12 protein-coding genes and 2 pseudogenes are annotated in these 18189 nt (G+C 72.2%); 4 read left to right on the top strand and 10 right to left on the bottom strand.

All coding sequences use genetic code 11. The features are described from left to right. Positions 1-22: 22 nt before the first annotated feature. Positions 23-550, bottom strand: coding sequence for an Lrp/AsnC family transcriptional regulator (locus OG390_RS08165; protein WP_406166257.1), 528 nt, complete (start codon positions 548-550; stop codon positions 23-25). Between the two features lie 60 nt (positions 551-610). On the opposite strand from OG390_RS08165, the gene OG390_RS08160 reads away from it, so the two are divergent. Next, the gene (locus OG390_RS08160; RefSeq protein ID WP_406166255.1) at positions 611-1804 is read left to right on the top strand and encodes a trans-sulfuration enzyme family protein; all 1194 of its coding nucleotides are present in this window, start codon (positions 611-613) and stop codon (positions 1802-1804) included. Between the two features lie 440 nt (positions 1805-2244). Here the strand turns inward: OG390_RS08160 and OG390_RS08155 are convergent, their stop codons facing one another. The 5 genes and pseudogenes from OG390_RS08155 to OG390_RS08135 form a co-directional block, all read right to left on the bottom strand. Next, a complete protein-coding gene (locus OG390_RS08155) occupies positions 2245-3693 on the bottom strand; it encodes a GNAT family N-acetyltransferase (protein ID WP_406166253.1) in 1449 nt (482 codons plus the stop codon). Between the two features lie 147 nt (positions 3694-3840). After that, positions 3841-6492 (bottom strand): DUF6493 family protein, encoded by a 2652-nt coding sequence (locus OG390_RS08150; protein ID WP_406166251.1) that lies wholly within the window; start codon positions 6490-6492, stop codon positions 3841-3843. Next, positions 6489-7896: pseudogene (locus OG390_RS08145) on the bottom strand (SWIM zinc finger family protein). The gene OG390_RS08150 and the pseudogene OG390_RS08145 overlap by 4 nt, the downstream one beginning before the upstream one ends. 196 nt (positions 7897-8092) lie before the next feature. Then, positions 8093-9688, bottom strand: a complete 1596-nt coding sequence (locus OG390_RS08140) for an alkaline phosphatase D family protein (RefSeq protein WP_406166249.1) — start codon at positions 9686-9688, stop codon at positions 8093-8095. Between the two features lie 456 nt (positions 9689-10144). After that, entirely contained in the window at positions 10145-11593 is a 1449-nt protein-coding gene (locus OG390_RS08135) for a PLP-dependent aminotransferase family protein (protein ID WP_406166247.1), read from the bottom strand. Between OG390_RS08135 and OG390_RS08130 the strand changes: the two are divergent. Further along, positions 11557-11997: pseudogene (locus tag OG390_RS08130) on the top strand (EamA family transporter); the annotation flags it as partial. The gene OG390_RS08135 and the pseudogene OG390_RS08130 sit on opposite strands and share 37 nt — an antisense overlap. Positions 11998-12522: 525 nt before the next feature. Here the strand turns inward: OG390_RS08130 and OG390_RS08125 are convergent. Beyond that, complete coding sequence (locus tag OG390_RS08125) at positions 12523-13353, bottom strand: alpha/beta fold hydrolase (RefSeq protein WP_406166246.1); 831 nt, start codon at positions 13351-13353, stop codon at positions 12523-12525. A 146-nt stretch (positions 13354-13499) separates the two neighbouring features. After that, complete coding sequence (locus tag OG390_RS08120; protein WP_406177557.1) at positions 13500-14144, bottom strand: NADPH-dependent F420 reductase; 645 nt, start codon at positions 14142-14144, stop codon at positions 13500-13502. Positions 14145-14257: 113 nt separating this feature from the next. Between OG390_RS08120 and OG390_RS08115 the strand changes: the two genes are divergently transcribed. Continuing rightward, positions 14258-15142 carry an RNA polymerase sigma-70 factor gene (locus OG390_RS08115; RefSeq protein ID WP_406166244.1) on the top strand — a complete coding sequence of 295 codons (885 nt, stop codon included), beginning with the start codon at positions 14258-14260 and terminating at the stop codon, positions 15140-15142. Positions 15143-15411: 269 nt separating this feature from the next. After that, on the top strand, positions 15412-16173 hold the full coding sequence (locus OG390_RS08110; protein ID WP_406166243.1) for a GntR family transcriptional regulator: 762 nt from the start codon (positions 15412-15414) through the stop codon (positions 16171-16173). Between the two features lie 83 nt (positions 16174-16256). Here OG390_RS08110 and OG390_RS08105 read toward each other — a convergent pair whose 3' ends face one another. Together OG390_RS08105 and OG390_RS08100 are read right to left on the bottom strand one after the other, a co-directional pair. After that, positions 16257-17414 (bottom strand): ROK family transcriptional regulator, encoded by a 1158-nt coding sequence (locus OG390_RS08105; protein ID WP_406166241.1) that lies wholly within the window; start codon positions 17412-17414, stop codon positions 16257-16259. A gap of 100 nt (positions 17415-17514) precedes the next feature. After that, entirely contained in the window at positions 17515-18177 is a 663-nt protein-coding gene (locus tag OG390_RS08100; protein WP_406166240.1) for a response regulator, read from the bottom strand. Positions 18178-18189: the final 12 nt, after the last annotated feature.

Here is an 18189-nt window from a genome sequence, read left to right as displayed (position 1 = left end):
TAAGCCGGACCTCGCGCCGGTATCAACCTGATTTCGCCGTGAGCTCGTCCCCGGGCGGCCTGGCCGGGTGGGGATCCCGTTGGGGCGGCAGCAGCGGGCCGCAGTCCCACTGCTGGAAGATCAACCGCGTCTCGACCCGCGCCACTTCGCGTTGGGAGGTGAACTCGTCGATCACGAGTCGCTGCAGGTCCGCCATGTCCGCGACCGCGACATGCACGAGGTAGTCGTCGGGGCCGGTGAGATGGAAGACGGTACGGGACTCCGGCAGCGCCCTTATCCGATCCACGAACGGTCCCACCAACTCCCGTCGATGCGGCCTGACCTGCACGGACAGCAACGCCTCCAGTCCCCGCCCCAGCTTCGCCGGGTCCAGCCGCAGCTGATGGCCGAGAATCACCCCTGCCCGGCGCAGCCTCGTCACACGGTCCAGGCAGGTCGAAGGCGCGACGCCGACCTGGGCCGCGAGATCGCGGTACGTCGTCCGGGCGTCGTTCTGCAGCAGCCGCAGCAGATGCAGATCCACCGGATCGAGTACGACAGAATCGGCCATGGCGCGAACGTAACACGGGATTCGGCGCACGGACCCCGGTCGGTGTTCAGTCTTCCGGGCATGGAATCCGTGGTGTACGACGCATACGACGCTCAGCCCGACCTGAGCGGAACCGGCCAGGTCCTTGCCGAGCCCCCGGCTCGGGCGCTCGCCACCGAGGCCGTACACGCCGGGCGGGAGGATCTCGCCGCGCAGGGTCTGCACGCGGCACCGATCGACCTGTCCACCACATACCCCTCGTACGACAGCCGTGCTGAGGCAGCCCGGATCGACGCGTTCGCGGCCGACGGCGCCGAACCGGCGGGGCCGCCCGTCTATGCCCGGCTCGGCAACCCGACCGTCGCTCGCTTCGAGACCGCGCTCGCACGTCTCGAAGGCACCGAGAGCGCGGTCGCCTTCGCGAGCGGCATGGCCGCGCTGAGCGCCGTACTGCTCGTACGGAACGCGATGGGCCTGCGCCATGTCGTCGCCGTACGCCCCCTGTACGGCTGCAGCGACCACCTGCTCACGGCCGGGTTGCTGGGCACCGAGGTGACCTGGGTCGACCCGGCGGGCATCGCGGACGCCCTCCGCCCCGACACCGGCCTGGTGATGGTCGAGTCCCCGGCCAACCCCACGCTCGCCGAACTCGACCTGCGTGCCGTCGCGCACTCCTGCGGTTCCGTCCCCCTCCTCGCCGACAACACCTTCGCCACGCCCGTCCTGCAGCGCCCCGCCGAACACGGCGCCCGGCTCATCCTGCACAGCGCGACCAAGTACCTGGGCGGACACGGTGACGTGATGGCCGGAGTGGTGGCCTGCGACGAGGAGTTCGCCCGCCGGCTGCGCCAAGTCCGCTTCGCGACGGGGGGTGTCCTGCATCCGCTGGCCGGCTATCTGCTGCTGCGCGGCCTGTCGACCCTGCCCGTACGAGTCCGGGCCTCCTCCTCGAACGCCGCCGAACTCGCCCGCCGCCTCGCCGCCGACCCGCGCGTCGCCCGCGTCCACTATCCGCGCATCGGCGGCGCCATGATCGCCTTCGAGGTGCACGGCGACCCACACGACGTCATCGCAGGAGTCCGCCTGATCACCCCCGCCGTCAGCCTGGGCAGCGTGGACACCCTCATCCAGCACCCCGCCTCCATCAGCCACCGCATCGTCCCTACCCAGGACCGCCACGACGCGGGCGTCAGCGACCACCTGCTCCGGCTGTCAGTGGGGCTGGAGGATGTGGAGGACCTTTGGGCGGATCTGGAGGGGGCGCTGGGGGCTTGATGGAAGGGGGGAGGGGAGCAGGGGGACTCTGGGGCTGAGCGGTGGCCGGAGCTCGTCGCCACTCGTCCGGGACTGGTCCTGCGCCTCCCGCCGCACGCACCGCCGGCCTGGGCCGTGCCCCCGTGCGGCGGACGGTGCAGGCCACCAGCCACCAACAGCCACCGGCCACGCCGGTCACCCGGAGGTGCGCCGCCCGGTTTCGGACCGCCCCCCTGGCCTGGGTCCTGTCGTTCGGATCCCGCCTGGGCCGCGGGGCTCGGTGCGTACATCTGCGGCGGTGTCGTCAGTCGTCGACTCCCCCACGCACGGCTTCGCTCGCGTGGGGGGACCCCCATCGCGTCGACTCCCTCCTCCGCCTTGCAGCTGCACGCACCGAGCCCCGCTCCCCGGCAGTGGTGAAGCGCCAGGACCCGAAGTCGGCATGCTCCGATGGGCGGGCCCTAGTCCCGCACCGTGTGTTCTCCCCGCTGCCCCTCGTCGTACGGCAGTCGCGAAGCCACTGGCGTCGCGTCCAGGCGGGCGGTGATGACCAGGGTGCCCTCCTCGATCTGGTAGTCGAGGGGGAGACCGAGGCTGCGCATGGCGGCGACCATGCCGGTGTTGGAGGCCTGCGTGACGACGTACACGCTCTCGCAGCCGGCCTCGACGGCCATCGTCACGAGGCGGCCGAGCAGTTCGCTGCCGACACCGCGCCGCTGCCAGTCGTCCTCGACGAGGAGCGCGATCTCCGTCTCGTCACCGTCCCACAGAAGGTGGCCGAGCCCGACGATCCGCCCGGATGCCGTCTGCACGGCGAGGGTGCGTCCGAAGCGGGGGCTGAGCAGATGGTTGAGATAGCGGTCCGCGTCGCCGACCGGGCCGTGGTAGCGCATGTTCAGCGTGCGAGACGAGCAGCGCTCGTGCATCGCCTTGGCGGCCTCGACGTCGCCGACGTCGGCGCGTCGCACGGTGATGGCGTTCCCCTGGGGCAGCGTCAACATGTCCTGACTGCGTGGGATCCGCGGACCGAGCCGCGCATCCAGCTCCACCAGCGCCCGTGCCCGCGCGAACTCGGTCGGCGTGAACGGCAGATACGGCCGCTCCACCGTGATCACCCCACCCTCCGGTGCCGGCAGCCGCATCACCGTGTCCTCGAGCGCCCCCTCCACGGGAGCCCCCTCCTCCGCCCGCCCGGAGCTCGGGGACTTGGCGGGCAGTGAGCGGATGGTGCAGCGGCCGAGCAACTGTCGCAGCGCAAGCGGTAGTTCCGCCGTGTCCAGGGCGGTACGGGTGGCCAGGCCGAGCACCCGCGTCGGCGCGTCCACCAGGTCGTGGGCGTCGGCCCGCTCGATCCAGATACCGGTGCCACCCGCCCGCGACACCGCACGAGTGATCTCGGACGCGGCGAGCTCCGAGGGAGCGCGCAGCAGGAACTCGTCCACCGTGCCCTCCGCGAGCGGGTGTGTCTGCAGGCTCAGGATGTCCACCTGCGGCTGCGCCAGCGCCGTGCACAGCGCGGCCAGCGAGCCCGGCGCGTCCTTCACCGTCGTGCGCATCCGCCACAGCACGGTCGCCCCGGCGGCGGCCTCCGGCGTCGCGCCGGATTCTCCGGCACGCTCCCGCTGCTCGGACGGCCCGGCCCGTCGCACGTCGGCGATCGGCCGGGCGCCGGTATCGTCCGCCGGCGGCGCGTGACCGTGGCGTCGTGCCCACCAAATGTGGAACGCGGCCGTGGCGACGAGGATCATCGCCGAGATCAGCAGCAGGGCGGGACCGTCCGGTCCGTGCCCGATCAGGTTGGCGACGGCGTCGGCGACCGCGACGGCCGTGAACAGCGCGGCGAGTTCGACGACGTCCCGCCGCCAGTGGTGAACGGGTCGACCGTGCCTCGCACGGGTCACATCAGACATGTCTGGAGTCATGCAACCACTGTGAAGGAAGGGTGTTGCGTGATCACGAACGGTTTGTGACTGATCGGTTAAGTGTCGTTCTGCACCTTTTGCAGTTCTTTTTACGGGTCTTTTGCTCGGGTTGGACGGCTGGGCTTACGCCCCTGGTCAGGCGGCGCCCCCTTGCGCCAGGGCGGTCCTCAGCCGACGGGCCTGAGTCGCCACCTTGGACGAGCCGCGCCGGCCGGCCGCCTGCGCCAGATGCGCGACCTCACCGCGCGCCCCGGACCGCTCGGCACATTCGGCGGCGACGGCCAGCAGGTCCCCGAGCCCGCGCGCCGGCCTTCCGATCGTCGTGTCCGTCGCGAGATCGGCCAGCAGGATCGGCAGCGCATCGCGGAGCACCGACCAGACGGTGGCGTACGCGCCCGTGGCCGCCGCCGTCCGTATGGACTCGGCCAGCCGCAGCGGCTTGACGGCTCCCCGGCGCACCAACTGCCCGAGGTCGCCACCGAGCCGCCCCGCGTCGAGCTGCCCCCGCGCGGCCAGCACCAGCAACGCGTCCACGGCGGAGAGCCGGTCCTCCGTATGCCGCGCCCCGAGCCCGTACGCCAGGCACAGATGCAGGGCCTCGCCCGCTTCACCGTCGGCCTCGGCGAGGAGCGGCAGAAGGGCGGCTCCACGTCGGCTGTCGTCCACGGCCACCGAGGACAGGTCGCCCAGCACGCGTGCCGCCACCAGCTCCCGCCGACCGGGCACGACGGCCGACCAGTGCTGCCGATCCGACTCGGCCCAGTGCGGGCAGTACCAGCGGTCCTTGAAGACGGACAGCGGGCGCCCCAACCCGCGGAATTCCGGCGGGAACTGTCCCTGCAAATCTTCGAGTTCGCCCAGTTCCAGCAGGATGCGGACGCCCGAGGTCCGCCGTCGGCTCAGGGGAAGGTCCGGCCCCTCGGCGGTGAGCCACTGGGTCAGCCGGTACCCCTCGGGGGTGCCGAGGGTGCGAGCCCGCACCGCCGCTGCCTCCGCCGTGGCGCGGTCGTCCCGCCGCACCCGCAGAAGTGCCTGGGCGAAGTCGGCCGTCCCCGGCCGGGCATTGAGGCGTCGGTACGCGGTGAGACGGGCCACCAGCTCCTCCGGCTCCAGCAGCCCCGTGTCCCAGCTGGGCGTGGCCAGCAGGAAGGGCAGCGGTTCGACAAGGATCCGGTGGGCCACCTCCCACAGTCGTGCGTCGAAGGCGCGCGACAGCGCGGCGTGCCGGCAGCCGCCCCTCGTCGTCCCCTGCTGGACCGCCGCGTGAAGTGTGTCGGTACGCACATGGCCGAGCAGGGTCGCGAGGACGACTTCCACGCCGTACGGCGCCTCGCGGAAGTATGCGTCCACGGTGGGGTAATGCGGGTCGGCGTCGATCCACCAGCGTCGGGCCACCACCGGGCGCAGCGCCTCCACCAGACCGTCGCGCTCGTCGTAGGCATGCCGGACCAGACCGTCCAAGGTGCGTTCGAACGCGGCCACGTCGCCGCCCGAGGCCAGCAGGGCGCTCACTTCTTCTGCCAGTTCGGCTGCCGAAACCGGGGCCGGAGCGAGCCGAGCCCGCTCCGGCACGGGTGGCAGTACCTCTTCGTGGATCACCGGCGTGGAGCTCAGTGCCTCGGCGCCGAGCAGCTTCTCCGCGTGGATCCGCACCCCTGGGCTCAACTCGTTCGCCGCCTGGACGAGTTGTTCACGGACGCCCTCGGAGACGCCCGGCCCCGTCACGTGTCGCTCCACGAGCTTCAGCGCACGCTCCTGCACCTCGGTGTCCTCGTGCCCGAAGGGCTGCGCCACCGCCGGCAGCAGTGCGGCCGCTGCGGACGGATCGCGCCTGAGCGTCTTCCCCAACAGGATGAGCTGTGCCCGTACGAGTTTCTTCTCGGTGCGGAAGAGTACGCCGGACGACATCTCGGCGAGCTGTCGGGGGGTCAACTCGCCGTCGAGTGCCAGCGAGGCGAGGATCGACTGGGCGTGCCACGCCACCGTCGAGGTCGCCTGGGAAGCGAGCGCGATCCAGTCGGCACAGCGCGCCCGTGCCTCGTCCCGGGTCAGGTCGAGGCACGTCAACAGCTTCAGGAACACCCGCTGATCGGCGGGGGCGCCGCCGCGCAGCAGCCGCGCCACGCAGGTGTCGACCAGCACCTTGCGGTCGAGGGTGCCTTCCCGCGCGAGCTGCGCGAGTGCGTTGTACCAACTGCCCGGCCCGTCGCCGAACAGCCAGGCGACCCGGCCGGTCACGTCCAGGGACTCGAAGAGCGCGGCGATCATCCGCGCCAGGTGCGGCTCCTTGCGAAGCCGCTCCACCACGGTGCCCCCGTGGTGCCACGTACCGCCGATGTGTTCGAACCAACCCTCCACATAGGCATCGGTGGTGGGCACCTCACAGCCGGACAGTTGCACAAGCCCGGCCAGCAGCGCATACGGGATCCGGGATGTGGCCGGCCGCTCGGCGAGCCGGTGCGCCACGTCGCCGAGCCATGCGGGGTCGCGGTCGCCGAGTACATGCAGGAACACCCCGGGGGAGGCCTGGGACCAGCGCATGTCGGCTGACGCGATCCAGGTCGCCGCGCCCGCTGCGCCCGTGTGACACGCGGCCCCCGCCGCGTGCAGCGCGGGACAGGCCTTGCGGGACGACTCGCTCCACTGCGCGGTGCGCAGCTCCTTGCGGAGTTCCTTCAACGCGGGCAGACAGGCCCGGCGTTCGGCATCGGTCATCCCGTCCAGGAGACCCGCTGCCTCCACCGTCTGCCCCGCCCGTACCGCCCGCACCAGCGCTTCGCCGCTCATCGCGCATCGCCCCCGTCGACCAGAACCTGTTCGTGTCGTACCTGCGCTCCCCGCCGCACCATCCGTACCGCCAGCGCGTGCTTGCAGGGTCCGCGCCCACCCCGGTACTTCGCCCACCACAAGCAGGAGCAGCTCAGCGTCCCGGATTCGTCGCGGACCCGGTGCACATGTCCGTCGTCGGCGGTCACCGTGCCGAGCGCGCCGTCCAGGGCGACCGCCTCTGCCGCGACCAAGGCGCGGGCCGCACGCAGCCGCGGGTTGTGGCGCTCCACGCGCTCGGCGTCGTAGGGCAGTTCGCGGTGGAAGTACGCCGCCTCCGCCGTGTCGTACCCCACGCGCCCTGACGTGCCGAGCCGCACCAGTGCGGCGCGCACCCGCTCGGCCGGCAGGCCCGAGGCGGTGGCCAGCTCGCCGACGTCGATGCGCGGCTCCCAGGCGAGGAGGACGGCGATCAACTCGGCGTCCTCGGCCGCCTCGTCGGTGGCGAGGGCGTCCAGCACCCCGCCCTCCCCGGAGAACCCGCGCGCGGCGTCCGGCGACAGGGTGAGCGTGAGTCGCATGCCCGGCAGGACGACCTCCCACGCGCCTGCGGCAGCCGTCTCACCGGCGACCGGAGGGCCGTACACCCGCAGGGCCGTCGCATGGCGCAGCACGCGCTGCAGCGCGATCAGCCGCTCGGGACCGGGCAGGCACACCGCCCCCGGCACCGGCCGGGTCGTCGCTCGCAAGCCGTGCCCCGTGGGCACCACCCACTGTGCGCCGCGGGCGGCCCCGCGTGCCGAGCCGCGCGAAAGCGAGCGCAGGAACCGCACGGCCTCGGCCGCCGACAGCTCGGCCCGCAGGTCGAATCCCGGCGGCAATCACCTGGGCCTCGGCGAAACCGCGCAGCCAGCGGTCGGGCAATGGCACCTTCTTCTCCACCACAGGGCCGTCCAGGGTGGTCACGGCCATCTCGTCGGGGCCGACCCGAAGGTGCATCGGATCGTCCGTGCCGATCCGCGAAAGCGCCTCGCGCAGAGGGTTGTTGACGTCGACATTGGTCGTCCCGTGCCCCACCTCGCCGCCGTCGAGGCCCGCCGTCAGTACGTCCAGACGCGCGTACACCCCTCCGCAGCCGGAGAAGGACTCGAAGCGGAGCCGGTCGCCGTTTCCCGTGACCACCGGGTCCAGCGAGGCGCGCAGCTGCCGCTGGTAGTAACGGGCCGCCGCCACGTCGGCGACCGCGAGCAGCCCGGCGGCGGCGACCTGAGGTGACGTCAAGAAACCCGCGAAGAAGCGGGGATGCTCCTCGAACCCTGTGGGCGTCGCACCGTGCGAGGTCTCAAGTCCCAGGCGTCGTCCGCCCGGTGCGGACTCCAGCGCGGAGGATCGGGTGTAGGCCACGGCCTGCAGAGATCGCGTCATGGAAAAACCGTAGAGGCGACCACTGACAGTGGGCTCTGACCTGCGGAAACTTGCTCGTGAGCCAGGTCCGACGACAAGCGAGCGGGGCCGCGCACCGGGGGATGACTCCGGTGCGCGGCCCAGCGGTTCGAGGGTACGGGAGGCGGAGAGCGTCACGGTCCTCCGCGGTCCGCGCCGGCGCCCCCACCCGCCCGCGCTACTGCCCCACGCGCCCCGGGTGCAGCACCTGGGTGAACAGCACCGTTCCGTCCTGCTCGCGCAGTCGCACCGTCAGTTCGCCGCTGTCGCCGTCGATGTCGACCTCGCCGAAGAACTGGTAGCCGCCTGCGGGCGAGACGTTCGAGGCGGTAGGCGCCTTCACGAACACTCGCTCCGGACCGAAGGTGTTGTCCAGCGCACTCGCCGGGAAAGCACCGGCGTTGAGGGGGCCGGAGACGAATTCCCAGAACGGCTCGAAGTCGGTGAAGGCGGCCCGCGACGGCTGGTAGTGCTGGGCCGAGGTGTGGTGCACGTCGGCGGTCAGCCAGACGGTGCCCGTGATCTTCCGGTACTTGATGAACCGCAACAGCTCGGCGATCTGCAGCTCGCGCCCGAGCGGCGCGCCCGGGTCGCCCTGGGCCACGGCCTCGATGTTCGGCTTGCCCTCGGTCGTGTCCGGCACGACCAGTCCGAGCGGCATGTCCGCTGCGATCACCTTCCACACGGCCCGCGACCGCGACAGTTCCCGCTCGAGCCACTCCAGCTGCTCGGCGCCGAGGATGCCCTGCGGGTCGGTGGTCTGGTTGTCGGGTGAGTTGGCATTGCGGTACGTACGCATGTCGAGCACGAAGACGTCGAGCAGCGGGCCGTGGCGCATGACCCGGTTCACGCGGCCGTCCTTGTTGCCCGGCAGCAGCGTCGAGATGGGAAAGTACTCGCTGAACGCGCGACGGGCCCGGGAGGCCAGCACGTCGACGCTCTTCTCGGTGTACCGCGTGTCCGTGGCCGCGATCACCTCGCCCGGGTACCAGTTGTTGCGTACCTCGTGGTCGTCCCACTGGATGATCGACGGCACCTGCGCGTTGAAGCGCTTCAGGTTCTCGTCCAGCAGGTTGTAACGGAAGTTGCCGCGGAACTCGGCCAGCGTCTCGGCGACCTTGGACTTCTCCTCGGTCGTGATATTCCGCCAGGTGCTGCCGTCGGGAAGCGCCGCGGTTGCCGCGATCGGTCCGTCGGCATAGATGTTGTCACCGCTGCACAGGAAGAAGTCCGGGTCGAGCTTGGCCATGGCGTCGTAGATCCGGTAGCCGCCGATGCCCGGGTTGATGCCCCAGCCCTGCCCCGCCAGGTCGCCCGACCACAGGAAGCGCACCCCGCCGCGTCGGCCGACCGGCGTCGTACGGAAGGTGCCGGTCACCGGTTCGCCGGTGCGCCGCGGGTCGTCGGGGTCGGCGAGCAGTACGCGGTAGTGGATCTGCTCGCCCGGGGGCAGCCCGCGCAGCCGTGTCGTCCCCGTGAAGTCGGTGTCCGCGCCGAGCAGCGGACCATGCCATCTGTGCGGGTTGCGGAACGACTCGGTCGCGGACGTCTCGACGATCATCCGGGCGGGGCGGTCGGAACGAACCCACACCAGGCCGGAGTCGGCGGTCACGTCGCCGGTCTGGACGCCCCACCCCGCCTTCGGCCGCCCGGAGAGGGCGAATGCCGGTGCCGCGCCGAGCGCGGTGGGCAGGGCCAGCGCCGCGGACGCGGCGAGGGAGCCGCGCAGAACGCTGCGGCGACCGGGGAAGGGGCTCTGCGGACGGTGTGACATGAATGCGCCTCCAGGGACGGATTCGGCCAGTGTGCAGTGCCACAACTACTGGGGCGCCGCAGCGCACACGGAAACCACAAGTGAACAACTGACCCCAGGGACAAGGGAACCGGTGTGCGGCCGGTGTGCGACGGCGGGGTGCCCCGGCCGCGCACGGTGGCCTTCCCGGGCTTGGTGTTGCAGGTGCCGCAGGCGCCGCAGGAGTCGCGAAGTGGCCGCGCACGGCGTCCGGCCTGCGCTTCGAGGCGGCTCAGCCGCCCGAAACGGCCGTCCTCGGCTTCGTGGTGGCTCAGCCGCGCGAGGTGTCCGCCCTCCGATGCGGGCTTCGTGGTGGCTCAGCCGCGCGAGGTGTCCGCCCTCCGCCCCGCGCTCCGTGGCGGCTCAGCCACGTATGGCCGGCCTGGGTCCCGAGGCGGCTCAGCCACGTATCGCCTCCGCCCTCGGCCCCGAGGTGACTCAGTCACGCACCGCTTGCGCCAGCCACCGCACCCCGTCGCGGATCCGCGAGGGAGACAGGTGCGCGTACCCCAGTACCAGCCGTACGCCCCCCTCGGCCGCCGCCCCGTAGTGGGCCAGCGGACGCACCGCCACTCCGGCCGCGGCGGCCCGCTCCAGGAAGTGGTTCTGGGGGCCGTACCGGTCGGGCAACGTGGCGATGGCATGCAGACCCGCGGCGATTCCGGACACCTCCGTGCCCGGAAAGTGCTCCTCCAGGGCGGACACGAGTGCGTCGCGCCGTTCCCGGTAGGCGCGCTGGCAGCGACGCAGCTGCCGGTCGTAGTCACCCCGTTCCACGAAGCGGGCGAGGAGCGCCTGGTCGACGACCGGGTTCCCGAGATCCATCGTGCGCTTGCGCTCGACGACCTCGTCGGAGAAGGAAGCGGGCACGAGCAGCCAGCCGAGCCGCAGCCCCGGCGCGAGGGACTTGCTGACCGACCCCGTGTAGACGACGTGTTCGGGGTCGAGTCCTTGCAGGGCGCCCACCGGGGCACGGTCGTAGCGGAAGTCCCCGTCGTAGTCGTCCTCGATCACCAGACCGTCCACCGAGCGCGCCCAGTCGAGGAGTTCCGCGCGGCGCCGCGCGGAGTACGCGATCCCGGAAGGGAACTGGTGGGCGGGCGTCGTCACCACCGCGTGTACGCCCGACGTCTCCAGCGGTCCGATGGCCAGCCCTTCCTCGTCCAGGGGCAGCGGCAGGGTGCCGATGCCCGCCGAGGCGTACAGGGCGCCGTGCTCGGGACTCCCCGGATCCTCGACGCCGACATGGCGCACCCCGCGCGCGTGGAGCACGAATCCGAGCAACGTCATCGCCTGCGCGACTCCGGAGACCACGACGAGCCGCTCCGGGTCCGCGACCACGCCCCGGCGCCGGGCGAGCAACGCGGCGAGGGCGGTACGCAGCCGGGGCAGCCCGCGCGGATCCGGGTAGCCCAGTGCGTGGTGCGGGAGTTCGGCCAGTACACCGCGCTGCGCGGCTGCCCACGCGGCGCGCGGGAACAGCGACAGGTCCGGCGTGCCGGGAACGAAGTCGGCCCGCGCTCCGGCAGGCCGTGGGGCGAGATCACGCGCGCGGGGGCTCGCCGCCCGGGCCGCGCCGCCGACCCAGGTCCCGGCACCCCGGTCACTGCGCAGGTACCCCTCGGCCGTCAACTGCTCGTACGCCTCGGTGACCAGCCCCCGCGACACGCCGAGATCGGCGGCGAGCTCCCGGCTGGCCGGCAGTCGGGTGCCCGGAGCGAGCCGACCGGAACGGACCGCCTCGCGCAGCGCCGCCTGGAGTGTGCGGCCACGCGCGCGTGCCGGGGCCGAAGCGGCGGGTACGAGCAGCTCCCAGGCTGCGGCCCAGGGCGAGGGTCCCGACGATCCGGATGACGGGCCGCTCGAATTGGTCCCTGATGACGTCATGGAAGTGGACCTTAAACCGGACCATGCCGCTTCATAGCGTCACCGTCATGAACGCCACCACCACTCGGGGCGCGCCGCTCGCCGCCCTCGCCTGCGTCCTCGTCGGAGGCTCCTTCACCGCCAACAGCGTCCTGGGTCACTACCCGTACGCGGGCGGCCAGTTCCTCCGCTACGGTCTCGCCTGCGTCCTGCTGCTGCCGCTGGTCGGCCGGGGTGGCGCGGCGCCGCTGCGCCGGCTCGCGGCACGCCAGTGGGGGCGCCTCGCGCTGCTCGCGGCCGTCGGCATGGTCGGCTTCAACCTCGCGGTGCTCGCCGCCGAACGTACGGCGGAACCGGCGGTTCCCGGCGTCTTCGTGGGCTGCGCCCCGATGGTCGTGGCCGTTGTCGTACCCCTTCAGGAGGGCCGCCGCCCGCAACGTGGCGTGCTGCACGGGGCGTTGCTCGTCGCGCTGGGTGCCTTCACCGTCCAGGGGTGGGGGCGTACGGACGCCGCCGGGATCGCGTACGCCGCGTGCGCGCTGGCCGGGGAGGTCGGCTTCGCGGTCCTGGCCGTGCCCGTCCTGCGCCCGCTCGGGCCACGGCTGCTGTCGGCCACCGTCTGTGGGATCGCCGCGGTCGAGTCGGCGGTGGCCGGGATGCTCGCCGACGGAGCGGCGTGGCTGCGGCTGCCGGACGCCACCGAGGCCGCCGCGCTGCTGTGGCAGGCGGCGGTCGTCACGGTCGTCGGCTTCGTGTGCTGGTACATGGGCATGCAGCGCATCGGTGCGGAGCGCGCCACGCTCTTCTCCGGGCTCATCCCCGTCGCGGCCGCCGGCACCGCGCCGCTCGTCGGCACGGGCGCCTACGGCGCCGCGCAGGCCGCGGGGAGCACCCTGGTCGGCGCGGGAGTAGCCCTGGGATCCGGTGTGTTGGGCACCCTGGGGCGTCGTTCAGCGGCTGCCGTCGAGGATGACGCGGGCAACGAGCGCCGGATCGTCGTTCATCGGGACGTGCCCGCAGCCGGGCAGCCGCACCAGCCGCGCCCGGGGAATGATGTGCTTGGCGCGGATCCCCTGGCGGCGCACCAGCAGCCGGTCGCGGGTGCCCCAGGCCACGGTGACGGGGAGCCCTGGGATGTCGTCCGTGAACTGGACGGTGGTGCCGGCCCGGAGAGTGTCGGTGAAGCCCTCGGCTCTGGCCAGCGCGAGGGTCTCGGCGACGACGGCCTCGGGTGAACGGCGGCCGGGGCGGGCGTAGATGGTGCTCGTCAGCGCCGCGCGCCCGGCCGCCGTACGCGAGAGCCGCTCGACCACCGGGAGCGGCAGGCGCCGGGCGCCCTGTCGCATCGCGATCAGCACACCGAACGCGTACCGCCGCTCGACCGGCGACCAGAAGCCGGCGGGCGAGAGCGCCGTGACGGACCGTACGAGCTTCTCCCGGCCCAGCTCCAGAGCCAGCAGCCCGCCCAGGGAGTTGCCCGCCACGTGCGGCCGCTCGATCTCCAGCGCCTCGCACAGCGCGCCGAGCGCGGGTGCCACCGTCGACAGGTCGTGCGTGAGGCCTTCGGGCAGCGCCGGTGACTCGCCGAACCCGGGGAGGTCGACGGCTATGACGTCGCGCTCGGCCGCCAGGATGTGGATGACCGGGTCCCAGGCCTGTCGGTGGTGACCGATGCCGTGCAGCAGGAGCAGCGGTTCACCGGTGCCCACACGCGCGTAGGACATGGTCACGGTCCTCGGGCCGCGCGGAGAGGGGAGGCTGAAGGAGACCGTGGCGGACATGGGGCTGCTCCTCGTCTGGGACACACTGACGGACAGTCTTGTAGACAGCTTGTCAGCAACTGCTACCGACGGGTAGCCCCCGGCCGCCACGAACCCGCACGCGTGCGTGTGCCGCCGTGCAGTCGTGCTCCACGCGCGTGCGTCCCTCAACGTGCCCTGCGCACCTCCACGTTGAACTCCGGGTGCCCGATCCGCTGGAACAGGGTCAGCCATATGGGCAGGTACATCTCCGCGGCCCGCGCCGTCCGGATGCCGCCCAGGTCGAGCACGCGGTGCGGCGGTCGGCCGAACTCACCGAGGAGCGCCGTCACCTGCTCCTTGGCGCTCTGGTCCTCCCCGGAGACGAAGATCTGGTGCTCGCCCGGTACCAGTGCGGGGTCGACCATCAGGTGGCAGTTGACGGTGTTGAGGCTCTTCACGACGCGGGTCTGCGGAAAGGAGCGCTGGATCTGCTCGCCCACGCTGTCCGACTCGACGGGGGAGAGGCGCACCTGTCCGTCCTCGAACGCGAGGGGATTGGAGACGTCGAGGACGACCTTGCCGTTCAGGTGCTCCTCACCGGCCGCTTGCAGCGCGGTGACGGCCACCCGCCCGCCGACCGCGTTCACGACCACCTCGCCGATGGCCGCGAACGTGCCGTGGCCCGCCCGGGACCCCGCGCTCTCGGCCCACTCCGCCGCGGCCGGGTTGTCCTTCGTGCGCGAACCCAACGACACCTCGTGACCCAGTTCCACCAGTTTGCCGCCCAGGGTGCGCCCCACTTCGCCCGTGCCCAGAACCGCGTAGCGCATCGTCACGCCTCCAGTGTCGGGGCCGTCGGCCACCGGTGGCCCGCGGGTCATTGTGCTCCGGTCAGCGCCGATTCCGCCTGGACACGGCACGAGGTGTCGGGTGGGATGGGACGGTGGCAATCGACACCGTGACCGATGTCTTCGAAGAGCACCGTCCCGTCCTGATGGGCGTCGCCTACCGGATGCTGGGGCGGGTGGTCGACGCGGAGGACGTGGTCCAGGAGGCGTGGCTGCGCTGGTCCGGCGCGGACCGGACCGAGGTGCGCGAGCCACGCGCCTACCTGGTCCGCATCACCACCCGCCTCGCCATCGACCGGCTGCGCCAGGTGCAGTCGCGCAGCGAGGCGTACGTGGGGCCGTGGCTCCCCGAGCCCTATCTCACCGACTTCGGGGACACCGTTGCCGACACGGCGGAGCGGGCCGTGCTCGCCGACTCCGTCTCGCTCGCCGTCCTCGTCGTCCTGGAGTCGCTGTCACCCCTGGAGCGCGCGGTATTCGTCCTCAGGGAGGCGTTCGGATACCCGTACGCGGACATCGCCGCCGTCCTCGACCGCGGCGAGCCCGCGGTACGGCAACTCGCCGGGCGGGCGCGCAAGCACGTCGACGAACGGCGGCCGCGCTACGAGGTCGACCCGGCCGAACGCCACGATCTGACCGAACGGTTCCTCGCCGCTGCCGCCGAGGGCGACCTGGAGGGGCTCATGTCGATCCTGGCGCCGGACGCGCGGCTGGTCGGCGACAGCGGCGGCCTGTCCCAGGCGCCGCGGCGGGTCCTCGATTCCGCCGACAAGGTGGGGCGCTTCCTCATCGGCGCGGCCAAGAAGGGCGTGCCCGGCCCCTCGTTCCGCTTCCTTGAGGTCAACGGCGGGTTCGCGGTGCTCGTCCTCTCCGCCGGCAAGCCGGACAGCATCTTCCAGTTGGACGTCGCGGACGGCCGCATCCAGTGCGTCTACATCATGCGCAATCCCGAGAAGCTGGTGTCCTTGTCCGCCATCTAGACAATCCGTGCCGCATCGGCCGCGTTGCTGTGCCATGCCGAAAGCCCCCGTCTTCTGGACGGGGGCTTTCGGCGTTGTGTCACGAACATCGCCCGGCACGAACGGCTTGTGAACGCTCTGCGGCAACGCACCTGTGCAATCCGTAAGCGATCGAGGATTGGTCTTGACCAAGGGTGGGGGCGGCCCTATGGTCGCAGAGATAGTGCAAGAACCTTTAATAAACAAGGGCGCTAAAACGCCGCCGGGCCACGGCGATTGCGGAGGACAGGGTGGGGACCCAGCAGCTGGAATCGGTGCCGGAGCCTAAGTACTGGCATCTCAAGACGGTGCTCAGTGAGGCACTGGACTCCGAGTTCTCCGTGGGCGAGATCCTGCCCAACGAACGCGATCTGGCGGCCCGCTTCGGCGTCGCCCGGGCCACGCTGCGCCAGGCTCTCGAGCAGCTCGAACTGGAAGGACGGCTGCAGCGCCGCCGCGGAGTGGGCACCACCGTCGCGCCGCCCCGCGTGGGCGTGGCCGTCGGGTCCGAGCAGCACGTGTGGCCGGGCGCGGTCGGCGACGCCTGGCAGCCCGTGGACTGCGCGGTGGCTCTCCCGCCCGCGTCGGTGGCCGACATCCTGGAGACCGTCCACGGCGAGCAGGTCCACACGGTGCGCCGCTCGCGCGTGACGCACGGCCAGCCGGTCGCCGCCGAGCTGCTCTACATCCCGGCGTCCTCGGTGCCCGACCTGTCCGCGATCGACGCGCCCTCGGGTGCGGCACGCGCGCGTGCCGTGCTGCGTGAGCTGCAGCGCCTGGAGCTGGAGGGCCAGGACCGCGCCGTGGAGCTCGGCTCGGCCCGCGCGGACGACGCCAAGGAACTCGACCGGCTGCCCGGAGCCCCCGTCCTTGTCGTCACGACCCGCTTCTTCGCCGAGGGGCGCACCGCGGCGGTCTCCGTGGCCACGTACCGCGCCGACACCTGCCGGCTGACCTTCGGCGACACCGGCGGCGTGGAGATTCACCACGACCCGGAGCGCCGCGCTTCCTGAGCCGCGCACCGAGCGCTCAGCCGATCCGTACCCGTCGCGCCCCGGAGAAATCCGGGGCGCGACGTCGTTCATGAGGAGCCGGGTCAGCGGCGCGCCGTCATGGTTCCCTCCACCGCGAACAGCTGCTCCTCCACATGATCGAGAGCCAGCCGCAGCGCTCCGGTCGCCACCGCCGCCTCGCCCAGCAGTGAGAGCGCCACCTTGGGCGGCCGCAGACAGTAGCGCGCCAACTCGTGGCGCAGCGGCTCCAGTACACCGTCCAGGCCGGCCGCCCAGCCGCCCACGACGACCAGCTCGGGGTCGAGGGCGAGGACGAGCGCCGCGACGTCGTGCACGAGGCGCTGGATGAAGCGGTCGACCGCCGCACGGGCCCGCTGGTCACCGCCCTTGGCGAGCGCGAAGACCTCGGCGACGGCCTGCTCGTCGAGTGGGTGGAGCGGCTCGTCCGTGGTGGAGAGCAGTGTCTCGGGGGTGACATCGCGGCCCAGCAGATGCAACGCGCCGATCTCGCCGGCCGCGCCCCCGTACCCCCGGTGCAGCCGTCCGCCGATCAGCGAACCGGCACCCGGGCTCAGCCCCGCCATCACGAACACGACGTCGTCGGACTCCGTCGCCGCGCCCTTCCAATGCTCGGCGACCGCCGCCGCGTTGGCGTCGTTCTCGACGAGCACCGGGCACTTGAAGGAACGGCTCAGCCGCTCGCCGAGCCGCAGGCCCGTCCACTCCGGCAGCGCCGTGCCCAGCCGCACGGTGCCGTCCGCCTCCACGATCCCGGGGCTGCCCACGCCGACCGCCCGCAGCGAACCGCGGGCGACTCCCGCGCGGCGCAGCAGCTCGGCGACCGCCATCCGCAGCCGTTCGAGCCGCTCGTCCGCCGAAGCGCTCTCGTCCACGTCCTTGGCCATGGCACCCAGCACACGGCCGTCCAGATCCGCGAGCAGCGCGGCGACGCGGTGCGGGCCGATCTCCAGGCCCAGCAGATGGCCCGCCTCGGCCCGGAACCGGAACCTGCGTGCCGGGCGCCCCTGGCGCCGGGCAGCGCCCTCCTCGGCCGCCTTCTCGACGACGAGTCCGTTCTCGATCAGCCCTTCGACGACGCCCTCGACCGTGGGCCGGGACAATCCCGTCACCCGGGTGATCTCGGTGAGGGTCGCGCAGTCCGTGGCGCGCAGCGCGTGCAGCACCACCGCGGAATTGATCCTTCGCAGCAGAGAGGGGTCCCCGCCGGTCAACCGCCCCAACGTCCGTCCTCCCAGCTCGTGCGCGTGTTGGCCGGATCGTACTCGGCGGGGCGGACCCCGGCGAGTGCCGGGGACCCCCTTTGCTACCGGCGAGTCGGAATCAGCCGGGCGCCACGAACCCCGACTCGTACGCCGCGATGACCGCCTGCGTACGATCCCGGGCTCCCAGTTTCGCCAGTACGGCGCTGACGTGGGACTTCACCGTCTCGGTCCCGACGATCAGCCGCACGGCGATCTCCGCGTTCGACAGCCCCCTGGCCATCAGCCGCAGTACCTCTGCCTCCCGCTCGGTCAGCGCGGCGCGCTCCATGGCCGTGCGTGCCGCCGTGTTCCCGGCGCCGTCCCCGTACTCGGCGGCCAACTGCCGTACGGAGGCCGGGAACAGCAGCGACTCGCCCTCGGCGATCAGCCGCACCGCGTGCACGATCTCGGCGGGCCGGGCCCGCTTCAGCAGGAAACCGTCGGCACCCGCGCGCAGCGCCTCGTAGACGTACTCGTCGTTCTCGAACGTCGTGACCACGAGGATCTTCGGCGGGTCACTCACCGTGCGCAGCACCGCGCGCGTGGCCTCGATGCCGTCCAGAAGGGGCATACGGACGTCCATGGCGACCACGTCCGGCCGGAGCTGTCGCACCAGCGGGATCACGGCGGCACCGTCGGCCGCCTCCCCGACGACCTCGATGTCGGGCTGCGCCTCCAGGACGGCGCGCAGACCGGCACGTACGAGGGGTTCGTCGTCGACTAGGAGAACGGTGACCGGCATCCGGCCAGCGTA

The sequence above is a fragment of the Streptomyces sp. NBC_00996 genome (genome assembly GCF_045162675.1).
GTDB lineage: Bacteria > Actinomycetota > Actinomycetes > Streptomycetales > Streptomycetaceae > Streptomyces.
Note: the sequence above shows the minus strand (reverse complement) of the source record. Positions and strands in the feature narration are given on the sequence as shown.

Excerpts from the sequence above, each read along its gene's own strand:
- OG390_RS08165 (WP_406166257.1), bottom strand. The coding sequence starts at position 550 with ATGGCCGATTCTGTCGTACTCGATCCGGTGGATCTGCATCTGCTGCGG.
- OG390_RS08160 (WP_406166255.1), top strand. The coding sequence starts at position 611 with ATGGAATCCGTGGTGTACGACGCATACGACGCTCAGCCCGACCTGAGC.
- OG390_RS08155 (WP_406166253.1), bottom strand. The coding sequence starts at position 3,693 with ATGTCTGATGTGACCCGTGCGAGGCACGGTCGACCCGTTCACCACTGG.
- OG390_RS08150 (WP_406166251.1), bottom strand. The coding sequence starts at position 6,492 with ATGAGCGGCGAAGCGCTGGTGCGGGCGGTACGGGCGGGGCAGACGGTG.
- OG390_RS08140 (WP_406166249.1), bottom strand. The coding sequence starts at position 9,688 with ATGTCACACCGTCCGCAGAGCCCCTTCCCCGGTCGCCGCAGCGTTCTG.
- OG390_RS08135 (WP_406166247.1), bottom strand. The coding sequence starts at position 11,593 with ATGACGTCATCAGGGACCAATTCGAGCGGCCCGTCATCCGGATCGTCG.
- OG390_RS08125 (WP_406166246.1), bottom strand. The coding sequence starts at position 13,353 with ATGTCCGCCACGGTCTCCTTCAGCCTCCCCTCTCCGCGCGGCCCGAGG.
- OG390_RS08120 (WP_406177557.1), bottom strand. The coding sequence starts at position 14,144 with ATGCGCTACGCGGTTCTGGGCACGGGCGAAGTGGGGCGCACCCTGGGC.
- OG390_RS08100 (WP_406166240.1), bottom strand. The coding sequence starts at position 18,177 with ATGCCGGTCACCGTTCTCCTAGTCGACGACGAACCCCTCGTACGTGCC.